The 14,407-nt window shown below is 68.3% G+C and carries 11 protein-coding genes; 3 read left to right on the top strand and 8 right to left on the bottom strand.

Annotated features, from left to right (window positions below):
- The first annotated feature begins 47 nt into the window (after positions 1-47).
- The gene (locus tag AB0P21_RS34905) at positions 48-872 is read left to right on the top strand and encodes an ATP-grasp domain-containing protein (RefSeq protein WP_363702549.1); all 825 of its coding nucleotides are present in this window, start codon (positions 48-50) and stop codon (positions 870-872) included.
- A gap of 22 nt (positions 873-894) precedes the next feature.
- Positions 895-3,396 carry a DUF3516 domain-containing protein gene (locus AB0P21_RS34900; RefSeq protein WP_363702547.1) on the top strand — a complete coding sequence of 834 codons (2,502 nt, stop codon included), beginning with the start codon at positions 895-897 and terminating at the stop codon, positions 3,394-3,396.
- Here AB0P21_RS34900 and AB0P21_RS34895 read toward each other — a convergent pair whose 3' ends face one another.
- The 3 genes from AB0P21_RS34895 to murA are packed head-to-tail and all read right to left on the bottom strand — an operon-like array spanning position 3,397 to position 6,405.
- Positions 3,397-3,936, bottom strand: a complete 540-nt coding sequence (locus AB0P21_RS34895; RefSeq protein ID WP_363702545.1) for a hypothetical protein — start codon at positions 3,934-3,936, stop codon at positions 3,397-3,399.
- Positions 3,927-5,099: an enoyl-[acyl-carrier-protein] reductase FabV gene (fabV, locus tag AB0P21_RS34890; RefSeq protein WP_363702543.1), complete on the bottom strand. Its 1,173-nt coding sequence runs from the start codon at positions 5,097-5,099 to the stop codon at positions 3,927-3,929. Before fabV ends, AB0P21_RS34895 begins: the two co-directional genes overlap by 10 nt.
- Before the next feature lie 19 nt (positions 5,100-5,118).
- Complete coding sequence (gene murA, locus AB0P21_RS34885; RefSeq protein WP_363702541.1) at positions 5,119-6,405, bottom strand: UDP-N-acetylglucosamine 1-carboxyvinyltransferase; 1,287 nt, start codon at positions 6,403-6,405, stop codon at positions 5,119-5,121.
- 50 nt (positions 6,406-6,455) lie between these two features.
- On the opposite strand from murA, the gene AB0P21_RS34880 reads away from it, so the two are divergent.
- Positions 6,456-7,043 carry a cob(I)yrinic acid a,c-diamide adenosyltransferase gene (locus tag AB0P21_RS34880; RefSeq protein WP_363702539.1) on the top strand — a complete coding sequence of 196 codons (588 nt, stop codon included), beginning with the start codon at positions 6,456-6,458 and terminating at the stop codon, positions 7,041-7,043.
- On the opposite strand, the gene sppA is transcribed toward AB0P21_RS34880, so the two are convergent.
- The 5 genes from sppA to atpD all read right to left on the bottom strand — a co-directional run bounded on the left by sppA (position 7,036) and on the right by atpD (position 14,404).
- A complete protein-coding gene (gene sppA / locus AB0P21_RS34875; protein ID WP_363702537.1) occupies positions 7,036-8,694 on the bottom strand; it encodes a signal peptide peptidase SppA in 1,659 nt (552 codons plus the stop codon). The two genes, AB0P21_RS34880 and sppA, sit on opposite strands and share 8 nt — an antisense overlap.
- Before the next feature lie 22 nt (positions 8,695-8,716).
- Positions 8,717-12,019, bottom strand: coding sequence for an SNF2-related protein (locus AB0P21_RS34870; RefSeq protein ID WP_363702535.1), 3,303 nt, complete (start codon positions 12,017-12,019; stop codon positions 8,717-8,719).
- Between the two features lie 2 nt (positions 12,020-12,021).
- Positions 12,022-12,453: a DUF2550 domain-containing protein gene (locus AB0P21_RS34865; protein WP_363702533.1), complete on the bottom strand. Its 432-nt coding sequence runs from the start codon at positions 12,451-12,453 to the stop codon at positions 12,022-12,024.
- A 92-nt stretch (positions 12,454-12,545) separates the two neighbouring features.
- On the bottom strand, positions 12,546-12,950 hold the full coding sequence (locus AB0P21_RS34860) for a F0F1 ATP synthase subunit epsilon (RefSeq protein ID WP_363702531.1): 405 nt from the start codon (positions 12,948-12,950) through the stop codon (positions 12,546-12,548).
- The gene (atpD, locus tag AB0P21_RS34855; protein ID WP_363702529.1) at positions 12,950-14,404 is read right to left on the bottom strand and encodes a F0F1 ATP synthase subunit beta; all 1,455 of its coding nucleotides are present in this window, start codon (positions 14,402-14,404) and stop codon (positions 12,950-12,952) included. The genes AB0P21_RS34860 and atpD overlap by 1 nt, the downstream gene beginning before the upstream one ends.
- Between the last annotated feature and the right edge of the window lie 3 nt (positions 14,405-14,407).

Genomic DNA, 14,407 nt, shown 5'->3' with positions numbered 1-14,407 from the left:
GCGGAAACGAGGGGCGAAGATCGTGCCGGGCAGGGACAATTCACTGCATGCTGTTGGTACCGGGCGACCCGCTGAACCCACGTCGAGTGGATCCGCATTTCGCCGCGCAGGCTGCTGCCGCGCGCGACGGCGGCGTCGCCGTGGCGCGGATCGACCATGACGCGCTCGGGCGGCCGGACGAGGCGGTGGCCGGAGTACCGGCTGGTGATGACGTGGTCTATCGCGGCTGGATGATGACGGCGACCGAGTACTACGGGTTCGCCAAGGCACTCGATGCCCGGCGGGTGACGCTGCGGACCAGCGGCGACGAGTACAAGGTGGCGCATGAGTTGCCGGGGTGGTACGAGGCGTTGAGGCCGTTGACGCCGGACTCCGCGTGGACCGAGGGGCCGGATCTGGCGGGACTGGACGCCGTCTGCGAGCGGCTCGGCGGCGGGCCCGCAGTACTGCGTGACTATGTGAAGTCGATGAAGCACTACTGGTCCGAGGCGGCGTTCATCCCCGAGCTCGCCGACCGGGAGGCCGTCCAGCGGATCGCGACGCGGTTCCTGGAGTTGCGGGGCGACGCGTTCACGGGCGGGTTCGTGCTGCGGCGGTTCGAGGAGTTCACCGGCGCCGAGGCGAGGACCTGGTGGATCGGCGGTCGCTGCGCGCTCGTCACGCCGCATCCCGACACCCCGGACGAGCTGCCCGACGGGCTCGACCTGATCGAGGTGGAGCCGCTGGTCAGCGATCTGGCGCTGCCCTTCGTCACCGTCGACCTGGTACGCCGTACCGACGGCGCCTGGCGGATCGTCGAACTCGGCGACGGCCAGGTCAGCGACTGGCCCGCCTCGCGGGACCCCGCAGACCTGGTGGCGGCTCTCTTCTGACCGATGCGGGACAATGGCAGAGATGACGCTGACCGAGAAGCTGCCGGAGACCCCTGAGCCCGATGCCCTGTACGACGCCTTCGCGACCTGGGTGGGCGAACAGGGCATCACGTTGTATCCGGCGCAGGAGGAGGCGCTGATCGAGGTGATGACCGGATCGAACGTGATCCTGTCCACCCCGACCGGGTCCGGGAAGAGCCTGGTCGCCACCGGCTCGCACTTCGCCGCGCTCGCGCACGGCAAGCGCACCTTCTACACCGCGCCGATCAAGGCGCTGGTGTCGGAGAAGTTCTTCGCGCTCTGCGACGTCTTCGGCGCCGACAAGGTCGGCATGCTGACCGGTGACGCCTCGGTCAACGCCGGCGCCCCGATCATCTGCTGCACCGCCGAGGTGCTGGCCAACATCGCCCTGCGCGAGGGCGCGGCCGCCGACGTCGGCCAGGTGGTGATGGACGAGTTCCACTTCTACGCCGAGCCCGACCGCGGCTGGGCCTGGCAGGTGCCGATCCTGGAGCTGCCGCACGCGCAGTTCATCCTGATGTCGGCGACGCTCGGCGACGTCGACCGGTTCAAGCTCGACCTGGCCCGGCGGACCGGACGGCCGACCTCGATCGTCTCGTCGGCCGAGCGCCCGGTGCCGCTGATCTACAAGTACGTCACGACGCCGCTGCACGAGACGCTCCAAGAGCTCCTGGTGACCAACCAGTCCCCCGTGTACGTCGTGCACTTCACCCAGGCGTCCGCGCTGGAACGCGCCCAGGCGCTGACCAGCATCAACGTCTGCACGAAGGAAGAGAAGGACAAGATCAAGGAGCTGATCGGGCACTTCCGGTTCAGCTCCGGCTTCGGCAAGACGCTGCAGCGGTTGATCATGCACGGGATCGGTGTGCACCACGCCGGCATGCTGCCGAAGTACCGGCGGTTGGTCGAGCAGTTGGCGCAGGCCGGTCTGCTGAAGGTCATCTGCGGCACGGACACGCTCGGCGTCGGCATCAACGTGCCGATCCGCACGGTGGTGCTGACCGCGCTGAGCAAGTACGACGGACGCCGGCAGCGGATCCTGAAGGCGCGGGAGTTCCACCAGATCGCCGGCCGCGCAGGGCGGGCGGGGTACGACACTTCCGGCACCGTCGTCGTCGAGGCGCCGGATCACGTGATCGAGAACGTCCGGGCGATGTCGAAGGCCGGTGACGACCCGAAGAAGCAGCGCCGGGTGCAGAAGAAGAAGCCGCCGGAGGGGTTCGTCACCTGGGGCGAGGACACCTTCGACCGGCTGGTCGCGGCCGACCCCGAACCGCTGCAGTCGAAGATGCGGGTCAGCCACGCGATGCTGCTGAACGTGATCGCCCGCGACGGCGACGCTTTTGCGAGCATGCGGCATCTGCTGCAGGACAACCACGAGGACTCCCGGTCGCAGATCCGGCTGATCCGGCGGGCGATCCAGATCTACCGCACGCTGCTCACCGCGGGTGTGGTCGAGCGGCTGGACGAGCCCGACGAGTTCGGCCGGACGCTGCGGCTGACGGTCGACCTGCAGAAGGACTTCTCGCTGAACCAGCCGTTGTCCACCTTCGCGCTGGCTGCGCTCGACCTGCTGGACCCGGAAGAGCCGACGTACGCGCTGGACGTGGTGTCGGTGGTGGAGGCGACGCTGGAGGATCCGCGCGCGATCCTGATGGCGCAGCTGCACCACGCCAAGGGCGAGGCCGTGCAGGGGATGAAGGCCGACGGGATCGAGTACGAGGAGCGGATGGAGCTGCTCGAGGAGATCAGCTGGCCGAAGCCGCTGGAAGAGTTGCTCGAGGCAACGTTGGAGATCTACCGGCAGACCCATCCGTGGATCGCCGAGGCCGGGTTGTCGCCGAAGTCCGTCGTCCGGGACATGTTCGAGCGGGCGATGACGTTCGGCGAGTTCATCCAGTACTACGGCCTGGCGCGCTCCGAGGGCATCGTGCTGCGCTACCTCAGCGACGCGTTCAAGGCGCTGCGGCAGACCGTGCCGCCGGACAAGGCGAACGAGGACCTGACCGACCTGATCGAGTGGCTCGGCGAGGTCGTCCGGCAGACCGACTCCAGCCTGCTCGACGAGTGGGAGGAGCTGACCAACCCCGGCGACCCCGAGGTCGTCGTCGCGGTACCGCTCGGCCCGCGCCGGATCACCTTGAACAGCAGGGCTTTCCGGGTCCTGGTCCGCAACGCGATGTTCCGCCGGGTCGAGCTCGTCTCACTGCACCGCTGGGCCGAGCTGGGCCAGCTGGACACCGACTCCGGCTGGGACGCCGGCCGCTGGGCCGAAGCCGGTACGGCGTACTACGCCGAACACGACTCACTCCCCACCGGCCCCGCCGCCCGCGGCCCGGCCCTCTTCATGGTCGAGGAACACCCCGGCTACTGGGAGGTCCAGCAGATCATCGACGACCCCGAAGGCAACCACGACTGGCGCATCAACGCCACCATCGACCTGAAAGCCTCCGACGAAGCCGGCGACCTGGTCCTGGAAATGGTCTCCTTCAAGCCGCTGTAGCTAGAAGGAGTCGACCGTCAGACTGCTCTGGAGCTGATTGGTCGCCTGAGCGATCCGGTGACCGGTACCGGCGGGTGTGCGCTGCCCGCCGGGCCGGAGCTCCACCTTCAGCACGATGGTCTGCCACTCAGCCCAGGTGATGGCGCCACCACCCGTGGGCGTTGCCGGACAGATCAGCCCGGTGGCGGTGTCCACATTCATCTCGCTGGTGTCCAAAGCCGTCGCGGTCGGGCAACTCTTCCGAGCACCGGCCAGTTCGCTCTGTGCATCAACCACGTCGGTTACCCGGTGCGCGCTGATCGTCAGATAGGCATCGCCTTGCCCGACGTAGCGGCAGCTCACTGGCATCGCGGCAGAGGACAGGTCCTCGGTCGACTTGGGGGCTCCCCCAAGAGCGAGGTGGACCTGCTTGTCGGTGAGCAGATGGCAGGCGTCCGGCTTGCCGCCGGACGGCGGCGGTGCTGCTGTCGGCTTCAGGAGCGAGCAGCCTGCCAGGGCAGCCGTTGCGGCCAGCAGCACGGTCGCTTTGGCTACGGCCACTCGACGTCGACCTCGACGGCGGCTTCGTAGTCGACGCCGGGGACGTCGAAGCCGTAGAGGCGACGGATCTCCTCGTAGAACCAGACGGTGTCTGCCAGGTCTGCGATGTTTTCCTGGGTGACGGCGTTCCACTGCTGCTTCACGGCGGCTTGGACGTCGTCGGTGAGTTCCCAGCGGTCGAGGCGGATGCGGCCTTCGGGGTCGAGGTCGAGGGGCTTCTCGCCGGTCAGCTGGTCCCAGAGGGCGATCGACTGCTGGATGGGGGTTTGCAGGGCGTCGCCGAGGACTCGGTGGAGGAGGCTGACGTAGAGGCCGATGCCGGGGATGGCGGAGGAGGCCTGGGTGACGGCGGCGCCGTTGACCGACGTACGAGCTTCTACGCCGTCGCGCTGGCGCAACTCGCTTGCGGTCTCTTCCAGGTGGGCCTTGGCGGCGCCGATCGAGCCCTGGCGGTAGATCGGGCCGGTGAGCTCGGAGCCGATGTAGGTCAGGGCGACGGTGGTGAAGCCGTCCTTGAGCAACTTGCGGTCTTCCAGGGCGTCGACCCAGCGGGCCCAGTCCTCGCCGCCCATAACGGCGACGGTGGCGGCGACCTCGTCGTCGGTGGCGACCTCGATGTCGACCTCCTGCAGGACCGGCAGGCCCTCGTCGTACCCGAGGCTCTTGGTCTGCGCGGGCTGACCGATCGCCTTGATCGCCGACTGGTACGTCGTCTCGGTGCGCGGGTCGACCCGGCGCGGGGCAGCGACGCTGTAGATCAGGTAGTCGACTCCCCCGAACTTCTCCTGCAGCAGGTCGAGCACATCGCTCTTGGTGGTGTCGGCAAACGCGTCGGCGTTGACGAAGTGGAAGGTGCTGCCGACGCTCTCGGCGTACGCGGCGGTGGCGGCGGTCCGGTACCACCCCGCACTCCCCGTACGCCGGGCCGGCGCCTTCTCGAAGGAGATGCCGACCCCGTCGATCCCGTACCGCGCGAGCCCGGCGATCGTCGCCGCCAGCCCGTACCCCGAGCTGGAGCCGATCACGAGCGCGACCGGACGCCGCTCTGGCTTGCGTGCCTCGACCTGCTCGGTCAGCCCCTTGACGAGCTGCTCGCAGCCCACCGGGTGCGAGTCGAGAAAGAGGAATCCACGGCCGACGGGCTTGATCACGCGGTCAGTCATGCGACCGACCCTAAGGCATCTAGTTCCAGTAGAGCTCTGCGTCGTCCGGCTCCACAGTGACATCAGCGCCGAGGCGGCGCAGATTGCCCGCGAAGTCCGTGTAGCCGCGGTGCACATGGTGCGCGGCTGAGACCAATGTCTCGCCCTCCGCCGCCAGGCCCGCGATCACCAGCGCGGCACCCGCGCGGATGTCGCTGGCCACCACCGGAGCACCGGACAGCCGCGGCACACCCCGGACGACGGCGTGGTGGCCGTCGGTCTGGATCTGGGCGCCGAGCCGGGTCAGCTCCTGGGCGAAGGTGAAGCGGCCCTCGAAGAGGTTCTCGGTGACCATCGCGGCGCCGTCGCTGAGCGCGTTCATCGCGATCACGAACGCCTGCAGGTCGGTCGCGAACCCCGGGTAGGGCAGCGTGACGACGTCGACCGGCTTCGGCCGGTCGTTCATCACCACCCGGAAGCCCGGGTTCAGCACGGTGATCTGGGCGCCGGCCTTGTGCAGCTTGTCCAGCGGCAGCTCGAGGTGCTCGGCGTGACCGTTCGAGACGGTGATGTCGCCCTTGGTGATGGCGGCCGCGAACGCCCAGCTGCCGGCCACGATCCGGTCCGGCACGGTGACGTGGTCGACCGGCTTCAGCAGCCCGTCCACCCCGGTCACCTCGATCCGGGACGACCCGGCGCCCTCGATCTGGGCGCCCATCTCGACCAGCAACGCGGCGATGTCCTGGATCTCCGGCTCGCGGGCCGCGTTCTCGATCACCGTGGTGCCCTTGGCCAGCACCGCGGCCATCATGATCGTCTCGGTCGCGCCGACGCTCGGGAAGTCCAGCCAGACCTCGGCGCCGTGCAGCCCCTGCGGCGCCTCGGCGATCACGAAACCGTGCTCGATGTGCACCTTCGCGCCCATCGACTCCAGCCCGGCAACGTGCATGTTCAGCCCGCGGGAGCCGATGTTGTCACCACCCGGCAGCGCGACCTCCGCGCGGCCGCAGCGCCCGAGCAGCGGCCCGAGCACCGAGATCGAGGCGCGCAGCTTGCGCACCAGCTCGTAGTCGCACTGGTAGCCGATCTCCGCCGGTACGGCGATGGTCGCGCTCGCGCCGTCCGCGTCGACCGTCACCGAGCAACCCAACCGGTCCAGCAGTTGGGCCATGAAGGTGACGTCGAGAATGTCCGGCACCTGCCGCAACGTCGTCGTGCCCTCTGCCAGTAGTGCCGCTGCCATCAGCTTCAGCACGCTGTTCTTCGCGCCTGCCACCTCGACGCTGCCCTCGAGCCGTGCCTCACCTGCGATCCGAAACCGTTCCACCTGAGGAGGGTATCGGCTCGCCGTCGCAGCCTTGCGTAGAGTGCCGTGACATGGCTGTGAACTTGACGCGGATCTATACCCGGACCGGTGACGCCGGCGAGACCCGCCTGGGCGACATGAGCAAGGCCTCGAAGACCGATCCGCGGGTGGCGGCGTACGGCGACGTCGACGAGGCCAACTCCGCGATCGGCGTCGCGATCGCGGCCGGACACCTGAACAGCAACCTGGTGATGCTGCTGACCAGGATCCAGAACGACCTGTTCGACGTCGGCGCGGACCTGTGCAACCCGATCACGCCGGACCCGGAGTACCCGCCGCTGCGGATCACCCAGGACTACATCGACCGGCTCGAAGGCTGGTGCGACGAGTACAACAACCGCCTCACCAAGCTGCGCTCGTTCATCCTCCCGGGCGGTACGCCGGGTGCGGCCTACCTCAACGTCGCCCGCACCGTCACCCGCCGGGCCGAGCGAGCTGCCTGGGCCGCCGTCGAGTCCCACGGCCCCACGGTCAACCTGCTCGCCATCACCTACCTGAACCGGCTCTCCGACCTGCTGTTCATCCTCGGCCGGGTCGCCAACCTCTCCTCCGGCGGCGACGTCCTCTGGGTCCCCGGTGGAGACCGCGACCCTAAGTGATCCGCCAGCTCATCGGCATGGTGAGCACACCGGTCGGCGGGAGCCCCAGAGCCGCGTAGATGGTGCTGGTGAGCCCGTCAGCGCTCCAGGCCTTCGCTGTGGCCGCCAGGTCCTCAGTGGACTCCGGCGGGCGCAGGCGATCCAGCAGGTTCCGGTGCGGTGCCGCAGTGAGCGTGATGTTGTCCCGGTCGAGCCCGGCCCGGTCACAAGCGACCTGTACGGCGTGCTCGAAGCCACCCAACTCGTCGACCAGCTTGCGCTCGTGAGCGTCGGCGCCGGTCCAGACCCGACCGCGGGCCAGGGCCTCCAGGTCCGCCACCGGTAGACCGCGATCCAGAGCCGCCTTGCCGACGAAGTCGTCGTAGATGCGATCCAGCGTCTCTTCCAGGCGCTCCCACTGCTCAGTGGTGAACTCCTCCTGGGCGGAATACATCCGGGCGTTCTGCCCCTCGGAGACAGCCTGCTGGGTGATACCGAGCCGGCCGAGAGCATCGCGGACGACGCCCTTGCCGGAGAAGACGCCGATGGAGCCGGTGATGGTGCCTGGTTGCGCCACGATCACGTCGGCCGGCATGGCCACGAAGTACCCGCCGGATGCGGCGACGCTGCCCATGGAGGCGATCACTGGCCTGCCGGTGGCTCGCAGCCGCAGTACCTCGTGGCGGATGGCGTCAGAGGCGACGTACGAGCCGCCGGGGCTGTCGACGCGCAGTACGACGGCTTGAACCTTGTCGTCGTCGGCTACCGCCCGCAGAGCGGCTCCGATGGTGTCCGAGCCGGAGCCAGGGCCGCCGATCGGACCGCCGCCGGAGTTACGGCCGACGCTGATGCCTCCATTGACCCGGATGACGGCGACCACAGGCTTCTGCGGCCACGGGAGATTGGTACGGACCTCCTGGAGAGTCCTGGGACCGCGGCGGATGTAGCGCTCGGCCAGCAGCGGGGTGTTCTCCCCCAGCCGCTTGTCCAGCGCGTCGTACACGTCCGAGCGGTAGCCGAGCTGGTCGACCAGCCCCGCCTCGCGACCGGCCTCCGCCGATAGCGGCGCATCGTCGACGAGCCCACGCACCTTCGCGGGCTCCAGCCGACGGCGTACTGCGATGCCCTCGACGATCTGCTCGTACGCCGACTCGGCCAGCCGGGACGCCATCTCCCGGGCCGGGCCGGACATCTCCTTCTCGGTGAAGGTCTCGACCGCCGACTTGTACTCCCGGCGCTTGCCGAACTGCGGAATCACGCCTGCCTTGTCCAGCGCACCCTTGACGAAGGTCGCCTGGATGCTCACCCCGGTGATCGCCAGGTCACCCGACGGCTGCACCCAGATCTCGTCGAACGCCGTCGCCAGGTAGTACGGCACCGTGCCGCCGCCCACCTCGCCGAACGACTCGGTCCAGGCGACAGCGCCCTTCCCCGACGCCCGGAAGTCGGCCACGGCCTCCCGCAGGTCCTGCACCTGGGACAGTGACAGCCCGGTCCCGCCCAGATGAGCGACCAGCCCGACCACCTGGTCGTCCTTCGCGCCTTTGCGCAGCGCCCGCACCAGCTCGCGCATGGTCGGCAGGTGCCGCGCCCGGAAGGCGGCCAACGGCGACTCGGGCGAGGTCTCGAGGACCCCACGCGTCAGATCCAGTTCCAGCAGAATGCCCGTCATAGGTCGACTTTAGACAGACCGCTCAACTGAACAGACCGCGGATGTCGTCCGGGCTCAGGCCCGCGCCGAACGCGTTGCCCTCGTCCATCACGCTGGCGAACAGGGCCGCCTTACGCTCCTTGAGCTCCATCACCTTCTGCTCGATGGTGTCCTTCGCGATCAACCGGTAGACCATCACCGCGCGGTGCTGCCCGATCCGGTGGATCCGGTCCACCGCCTGCGCCTCGGTGGCCGGGTTCCACCACGGGTCGAGCAGGAAGCAGTAGTCCGCCTCGGTCAGGTTGAGGCCGACACCGCCGGCCTTGAGGCTGATCAGGAACAGCGGCGCGGCGCCGTCCTTGAACTTCTTCAGCACGGCCGGCCGGTCGCGGGTGCTGCCGTCGAGGTAGCAGTACTCGATGCCCTCCGCGTCCAGCCGCTGCCGGACCCGATCGAGGAAACCGGTGAACTGGCTGAAGACCAGCGCCCGGTGCCCACTGCCCAGGATGTCGGGGATCTGCTCCAGCAGGGCGTCGATCTTCGCGCTGGGCAGGCCGTCGTAGGCCTCGTCGACCAGCCCGGCGTGCAGGCTCAGCTGCCGCAGGATGGTGAGCGACCGGAAGATCGTGAACCGGTTCTTGTCGAAGTCCTCGACCAGGCCGAGGATCTTCTGCCGTTCGCGCTGCAGGTGGGTCTGGTAGACCTTGCGATGCCGAGGAGAGAGTTCCACCTCGATCACCTGCTCCAGCTTGGCCGGCAGGTCGGCGGCCACCTGCTCCTTGGTCCGGCGCTTGACCAGCGGCTTGATCCGGCGGCGCAGCTGGGTCAGCCGCTCGAAGTCGCCCTGCTTCTCGATCGGGCGGGCGTAGTACTGGTCGAAGTGGAGCGGGCTGGGGAACAACCCCGGTGAGGTGATCGACAGCAGCGACCAGAGCTCCATCAGGTTGTTCTCCATCGGCGTCCCGGTGATCGCCAGCTTGAACGGCGCGGGCAGCCGCCGGCAGCACTGGTAGACCTTGGACTGGTGGTTCTTGGTGACCTGGGCCTCGTCGAGCACCAGCCCGCCCCACGACCGGTCGGCGTACGCGTCGATGTCCAGCCGGAACAGCGTGTACGACGTGACCACCACGTCGGCGTCGCCGATCACCTCGGCGAGGGTCTGGTCGCGGCGGCGCAGGGTGTCGGCGATCGCCACCGTCTTGAGTCCCGGAGCGAACCGTCCCGCCTCGGCCGGCCAGTTCGACACCACGCTGGTGGGCGCGACGATCAGGAACGGCGCGATCCCGGGATCGGTCTCCTTGGCGTGCGCGATCAGCGCCAGGGTCTGCAGCGTCTTGCCGAGGCCCATGTCGTCGGCCAGGATCCCGCCGAGCCCGAACTTCCAGAGGTAGGCGAGCCAGCGGAAGCCCTCGACCTGGTACGGCCGCAGCGAGGCGTCGATCGTCGCCGGGACCTCGGTCTGGTCTGCGGTCTCGACGGATCGCAGCGCGGTCAGCTGTTGCTGCCAGGCGTCGGCTTGCTCGCCGACCACGCCGAGCGCCTCGAGTTCGTCCCAGAGGCCGACCTGGAAGCGGCTGATCTTCAGGCTCTCGGTGGGCAGGTCCTGGAGGGCTCTTGCCTCCTCGATCAGATTCCGCAGCGCCTGAAGCTCGGGCTTCTGCAGACTGAAGTAGGCACCGCTCGTCATCAGCACGGACGACTTGCCGGCCGTCAGCGCCCGGAACACGTTGACGAACGGGAGCCGCTGTCCTTCGACCCGGATGGTGATGCCGAGGTCGAACCAGTCCATCTCGCCGGCCTCGGCCGAGGTGGAGAGCTCGATGGTCAGCGAGTCGCCGACCTCGCGGTACTCCGCCGGCGTACCGGTCACTTCGACGTCGACCCGGGGCTCCGCGGCCAGTTGGGGCAGCAGTTCGGTGCTGAAGCGCACGGTGTCGAAGCCTGTGAGCGAGGAGGTCGGCTCGTCGCGCAGGTCGAGGCCGGCCAGGATCTCGCGTTCCTGCTCCAGATCGCGATAGACCTCGCCACCGGACTCCGGTCCCAGCGGCACCCGCAGCTGCGAGTCGTCGACCTGGTAGACCCAGCTCCAGCTGAGGTCCAGCGCGTGGTCGTCGCCGTAGGTGGCCTGCAGGCTCAGCTCCGGGCCGGAGATCGACGGTGGAGTGAACGACTCGTCGGACGAGATGACCGTGGCCACCTGCCGCAGCTTCGGGTAGTACTCCGCGCGGAAGCGGGCGCTGTCGGCCGTCGGGATCCGCAGCTCCTGCCCGGCCAAGGCGACCTGCTGAAGCTCCGGCGGGACCGGCCGGGTGAACTTGGCCAGCTTGAAGCGCAGGTCGTCGATCTCCGCGGAAGGCTTCAGCTCCGCTCGATCCATCCACACGACTCCGTGCCCCTCGGCGCCGATGAACTCGACCGGTACGACGTCCTGCGGGCCGTCGGCGATCCGGATGACCGGGCGGACCAGCAGGGACCGGGAGGCCTCGACGGTGGTGACGTCCAGGCAGAACTCGGCGACGCCGTACGGATCGAGATCGCCGGCCCGTTTCTTGCTGTAGACGAGCCGTACGCCGACGGCCAGCGCCTGGTCGAGCAGCGGCCAGAGTTGCCGGCTGTCGAAGGCGGACAGCTCGAGGGTCTTGTCGTCGCCGTACTGGCTCGATCTGCCTCTGCGCGAGGTGTACGACGCGTACAGCTCCTGCAGGGCCTGCGAGTGCGCCTTGACCAGTTCGCCGTACGGGTTGTCGAGGCCAGCCCAGGTCAGGTTGCCGCGGATCCAGCCGTTCTTGCCCTGTTTCATCACCCGGGCGATGAGCACCGGTTCGGCCGAGCCCGACCTGTGCCTGCTGGAGTACTGCGCTGGAATCACCAGGCTCAGCTCGATCGCGAGCGGCGCGGAGCCCGCTCGGTCGGCGACGCCAGGTGTCCCTCCACCGACCAGAGAGCTCAGCGAGGTCTCCCAGCCAGGCGCTCGGACGACCGGGGCAGCCGGCTCCGTGTCAGCAGCCGCCGTGACGACAGCCAGGTCCGACTCCTCAGCGGAGGAGAGAATGGCTTGCAAGGCCAGCGCGGCGACGTGCTTGCAGTCGAGGCCGACGGGGCAACTGCACTCACCGTCGAGATAGCTCGCTTGGCCGTCGTCGTCGAGCGAGACGAAGACAGCGACTTCGTACAGGCTCTCCAGCTGTCCGCGGACCCGGCCGCGCAGTGCGGTCGCCGCCGAGTCCCACCAGACCGAGCGGACCGCTCCGCTGTGGGTGTAGCCGAGGCCTCGGGCGTAGGCCGCCATCCCGACGGCGTTCTTGACCTCGAGGGCTGTCAGACCGGCCAGACTTACCGAAGGCACCCTTACAGATAGGTTTGGGTGCTGGGCGGCGCGGATTCCATCCAGGCCAGGACGCCGGTCAGGGCCTCCTCGGTCATCGCGAAGTGGACCGTGCGGTCCCTCAGCTCGGCATCGACGATGACGTGGCCGGCGTAGGTGACCAGCGGCTCGTTGCCCATCGGCCGGCGGGTGGTGACACCCTCGAGCTGCCGCCGGTTCACGATCAGCTTCGGCCACCAGGCCAGGCTGAAGACCCGGAACCACTGCAGGTCGTCGCCGACGTACCGCGCCAGGCCGAGGGCCCAGCCGCGGCCGTGATCCTTCTCAGCGAGTTGCAGGCTGCAATCGAACGTGCCGCCGTCCCTGGAGATCCAGCGACGACGGCACGCGAAAGCGATGATCAGCAGTACGGCAGCAAGGCAACAGACCCCGACCAATTCGAGGACTGTCCTCATAAGTTGCCAACCTCATTCCTGGCGCCCTCGCTGTGGTGACGCCATCCCCGAACCGTACCGACCGTAACTCTTTTCAATTATTGCAGGTGGGTTCAGGACGCCTTCTCGGCGGCCCTCACCCTGGCCTCGGCAAGCCGGACCTGCTCCTGCTCGTCCTCGCTGTCGGTCCCGGTCGACAGGGCCTGGTCGAGCGCCCGCTTCGCCTCTTCGAGGTCGATGTCGTGCCCCATCTCGGCGTTCTCCGCCAGGATCGAGACCCGGTTGTTCGCCACCGAGATGAAGCCGTCCGGCGCGGCGGCGACGAAGTACTCGTCGTCGAGCGTCCGCACCTGGACGGTGCCACCCTGCAGCAGACCCAGCAGCGGGGCATGGCCCGGGAGGATACCGATGTCGCCATCGGTGGTGCGGGCGATGACGATCTTCGCCTGCCCCTCCCAGACCACCCGCTCGGCCGCGACCAGCGCGACCTCGAGGTGACTGCCGGTGTCGTCGGCCATCAGAGTTCCTTCTGGAGCTCAGCCCAACGCCGCTCGACGTCGTCGAGCGAACCGACGTTGAAGAAGGCCTGCTCGGCGATGTGGTCGCACTCGCCCTCGGTGATCTTCTTGAACGACTCGATGGTGTCCTTCAGCGGCACCGTCGAACCCGGCGTGTTGGTGAACTTCTCCGCCATGTAGGTGTTCTGCGAGAGGAACTGCTCGATCCGGCGCGCGCGGGCGACGGTGATCTTGTCCTCTTCGGAGAGCTCGTCGACACCCAGGATGGCGATGATGTCCTGCAGTTCCTTGTTCTTCTGCAGGATCTGCTTCACCCGGACGGCCACGTCGTAGTGCTCCTGGCCGATGTACTGCGGGTCGAGGATCCGCGACGTGGAGGTCAGCGGGTCGACGGCCGGGTACAGACCACGCGAAGCGATCACGCGCGACAGCTCGGTGGTCGCGTCCAGGTGCGCGAAGGTGGTGGCCGGCGCCGGGTCGGTGTAGTCGTCGGCCGGCACGTAGATCGCCTGCATCGAGGTGATCGAGTGACCACGCGTCGAGGTGATCCGCTCCTGCAGAACACCCATCTCGTCGGCCAGGTTCGGCTGGTAACCCACCGCGGACGGCATCCGGCCGAGCAGCGTGGAGACCTCGGAACCGGCCTGGGTGAACCGGAAGATGTTGTCGATGAACAGCAGCACGTCCTGGCCGGCGACGTCGCGGAAGTACTCCGCCATCGTCAGCGCCGACAGCGCCACCCGCAGCCGGGTGCCCGGCGGCTCGTCCATCTGACCGAAGACCAGCGCGGTGTCCTTGAACACGCCCGCGTCTTCCATCTCGTGGATCAGGTCGTTGCCCTCACGGGTACGCTCACCGACCCCGGCGAACACCGAGGTGCCACCGAAGTTGTGGGCGATCCGGTAGATCATCTCCTGGATCATCACGGTCTTGCCGACACCCGCACCGCCGAACAGGCCGATCTTGCCGCCCTGCACGTACGGGGTGAGCAGGTCCAGCACCTTGATGCCGGTCTCCAGCATCTCGGTCTTGGACTCGAGCTGGTCGAAGGCCGGCGCCTTGCGGTGGATCGGCCAGCGCTCGGTGATCTCGAACTCGGACTCATCCTGGCTCAGGCACTTGCCCGTGACGGACCAGACCCGGCCCTTGGTGACGTCGCCGACCGGCACGGAGATGGCCGCACCGGTGTCGCGCACCTCGGTACCGCGGACCAGGCCGTCGGTGGGCTTCATCGAGATCGCCCGGACGATGTTGTCGCCGACGTGCAGCGCAACCTCGAGGGTGATCGTCGCGGTGACGTCGGCCAAGGTGATGTCCACCTCGAGCGCGTTGTAGATCTCGGGCATCGCGTCCGCGGGGAACTCGATGTCCACGACCGGGCCGATGACCCGGGCGACGCGACCAACGGCGCCTGCCGCGCCGCTGTTGTCTTTCTCGGTAACCGTGGCAGTCATCTC

Origin of the sequence: Kribbella sp. NPDC056861, from assembly GCF_040687575.1 — a bacterium.
GTDB lineage: Bacteria > Actinomycetota > Actinomycetes > Propionibacteriales > Kribbellaceae > Kribbella.
This window is presented reverse-complemented; position numbering and strand designations above follow the sequence as displayed.

What these genes read in the sequence shown, in the direction of transcription:
- AB0P21_RS34905 (WP_363702549.1), top strand. Translation starts at nt 48, where the DNA reads ATGCTGTTGGTACCGGGCGACCCGCTGAACCCACGTCGAGTGGATCCG.
- AB0P21_RS34900 (WP_363702547.1), top strand. Translation starts at nt 895, where the DNA reads ATGACGCTGACCGAGAAGCTGCCGGAGACCCCTGAGCCCGATGCCCTG.
- fabV (WP_363702543.1), bottom strand. Translation starts at nt 5,099, where the DNA reads ATGACTGACCGCGTGATCAAGCCCGTCGGCCGTGGATTCCTCTTTCTC.
- AB0P21_RS34880 (WP_363702539.1), top strand. Translation starts at nt 6,456, where the DNA reads ATGGCTGTGAACTTGACGCGGATCTATACCCGGACCGGTGACGCCGGC.
- sppA (WP_363702537.1), bottom strand. Translation starts at nt 8,694, where the DNA reads ATGACGGGCATTCTGCTGGAACTGGATCTGACGCGTGGGGTCCTCGAG.
- AB0P21_RS34865 (WP_363702533.1), bottom strand. Translation starts at nt 12,453, where the DNA reads ATGAGGACAGTCCTCGAATTGGTCGGGGTCTGTTGCCTTGCTGCCGTA.
- AB0P21_RS34860 (WP_363702531.1), bottom strand. Translation starts at nt 12,950, where the DNA reads ATGGCCGACGACACCGGCAGTCACCTCGAGGTCGCGCTGGTCGCGGCC.
- atpD (WP_363702529.1), bottom strand. Translation starts at nt 14,404, where the DNA reads ATGACTGCCACGGTTACCGAGAAAGACAACAGCGGCGCGGCAGGCGCC.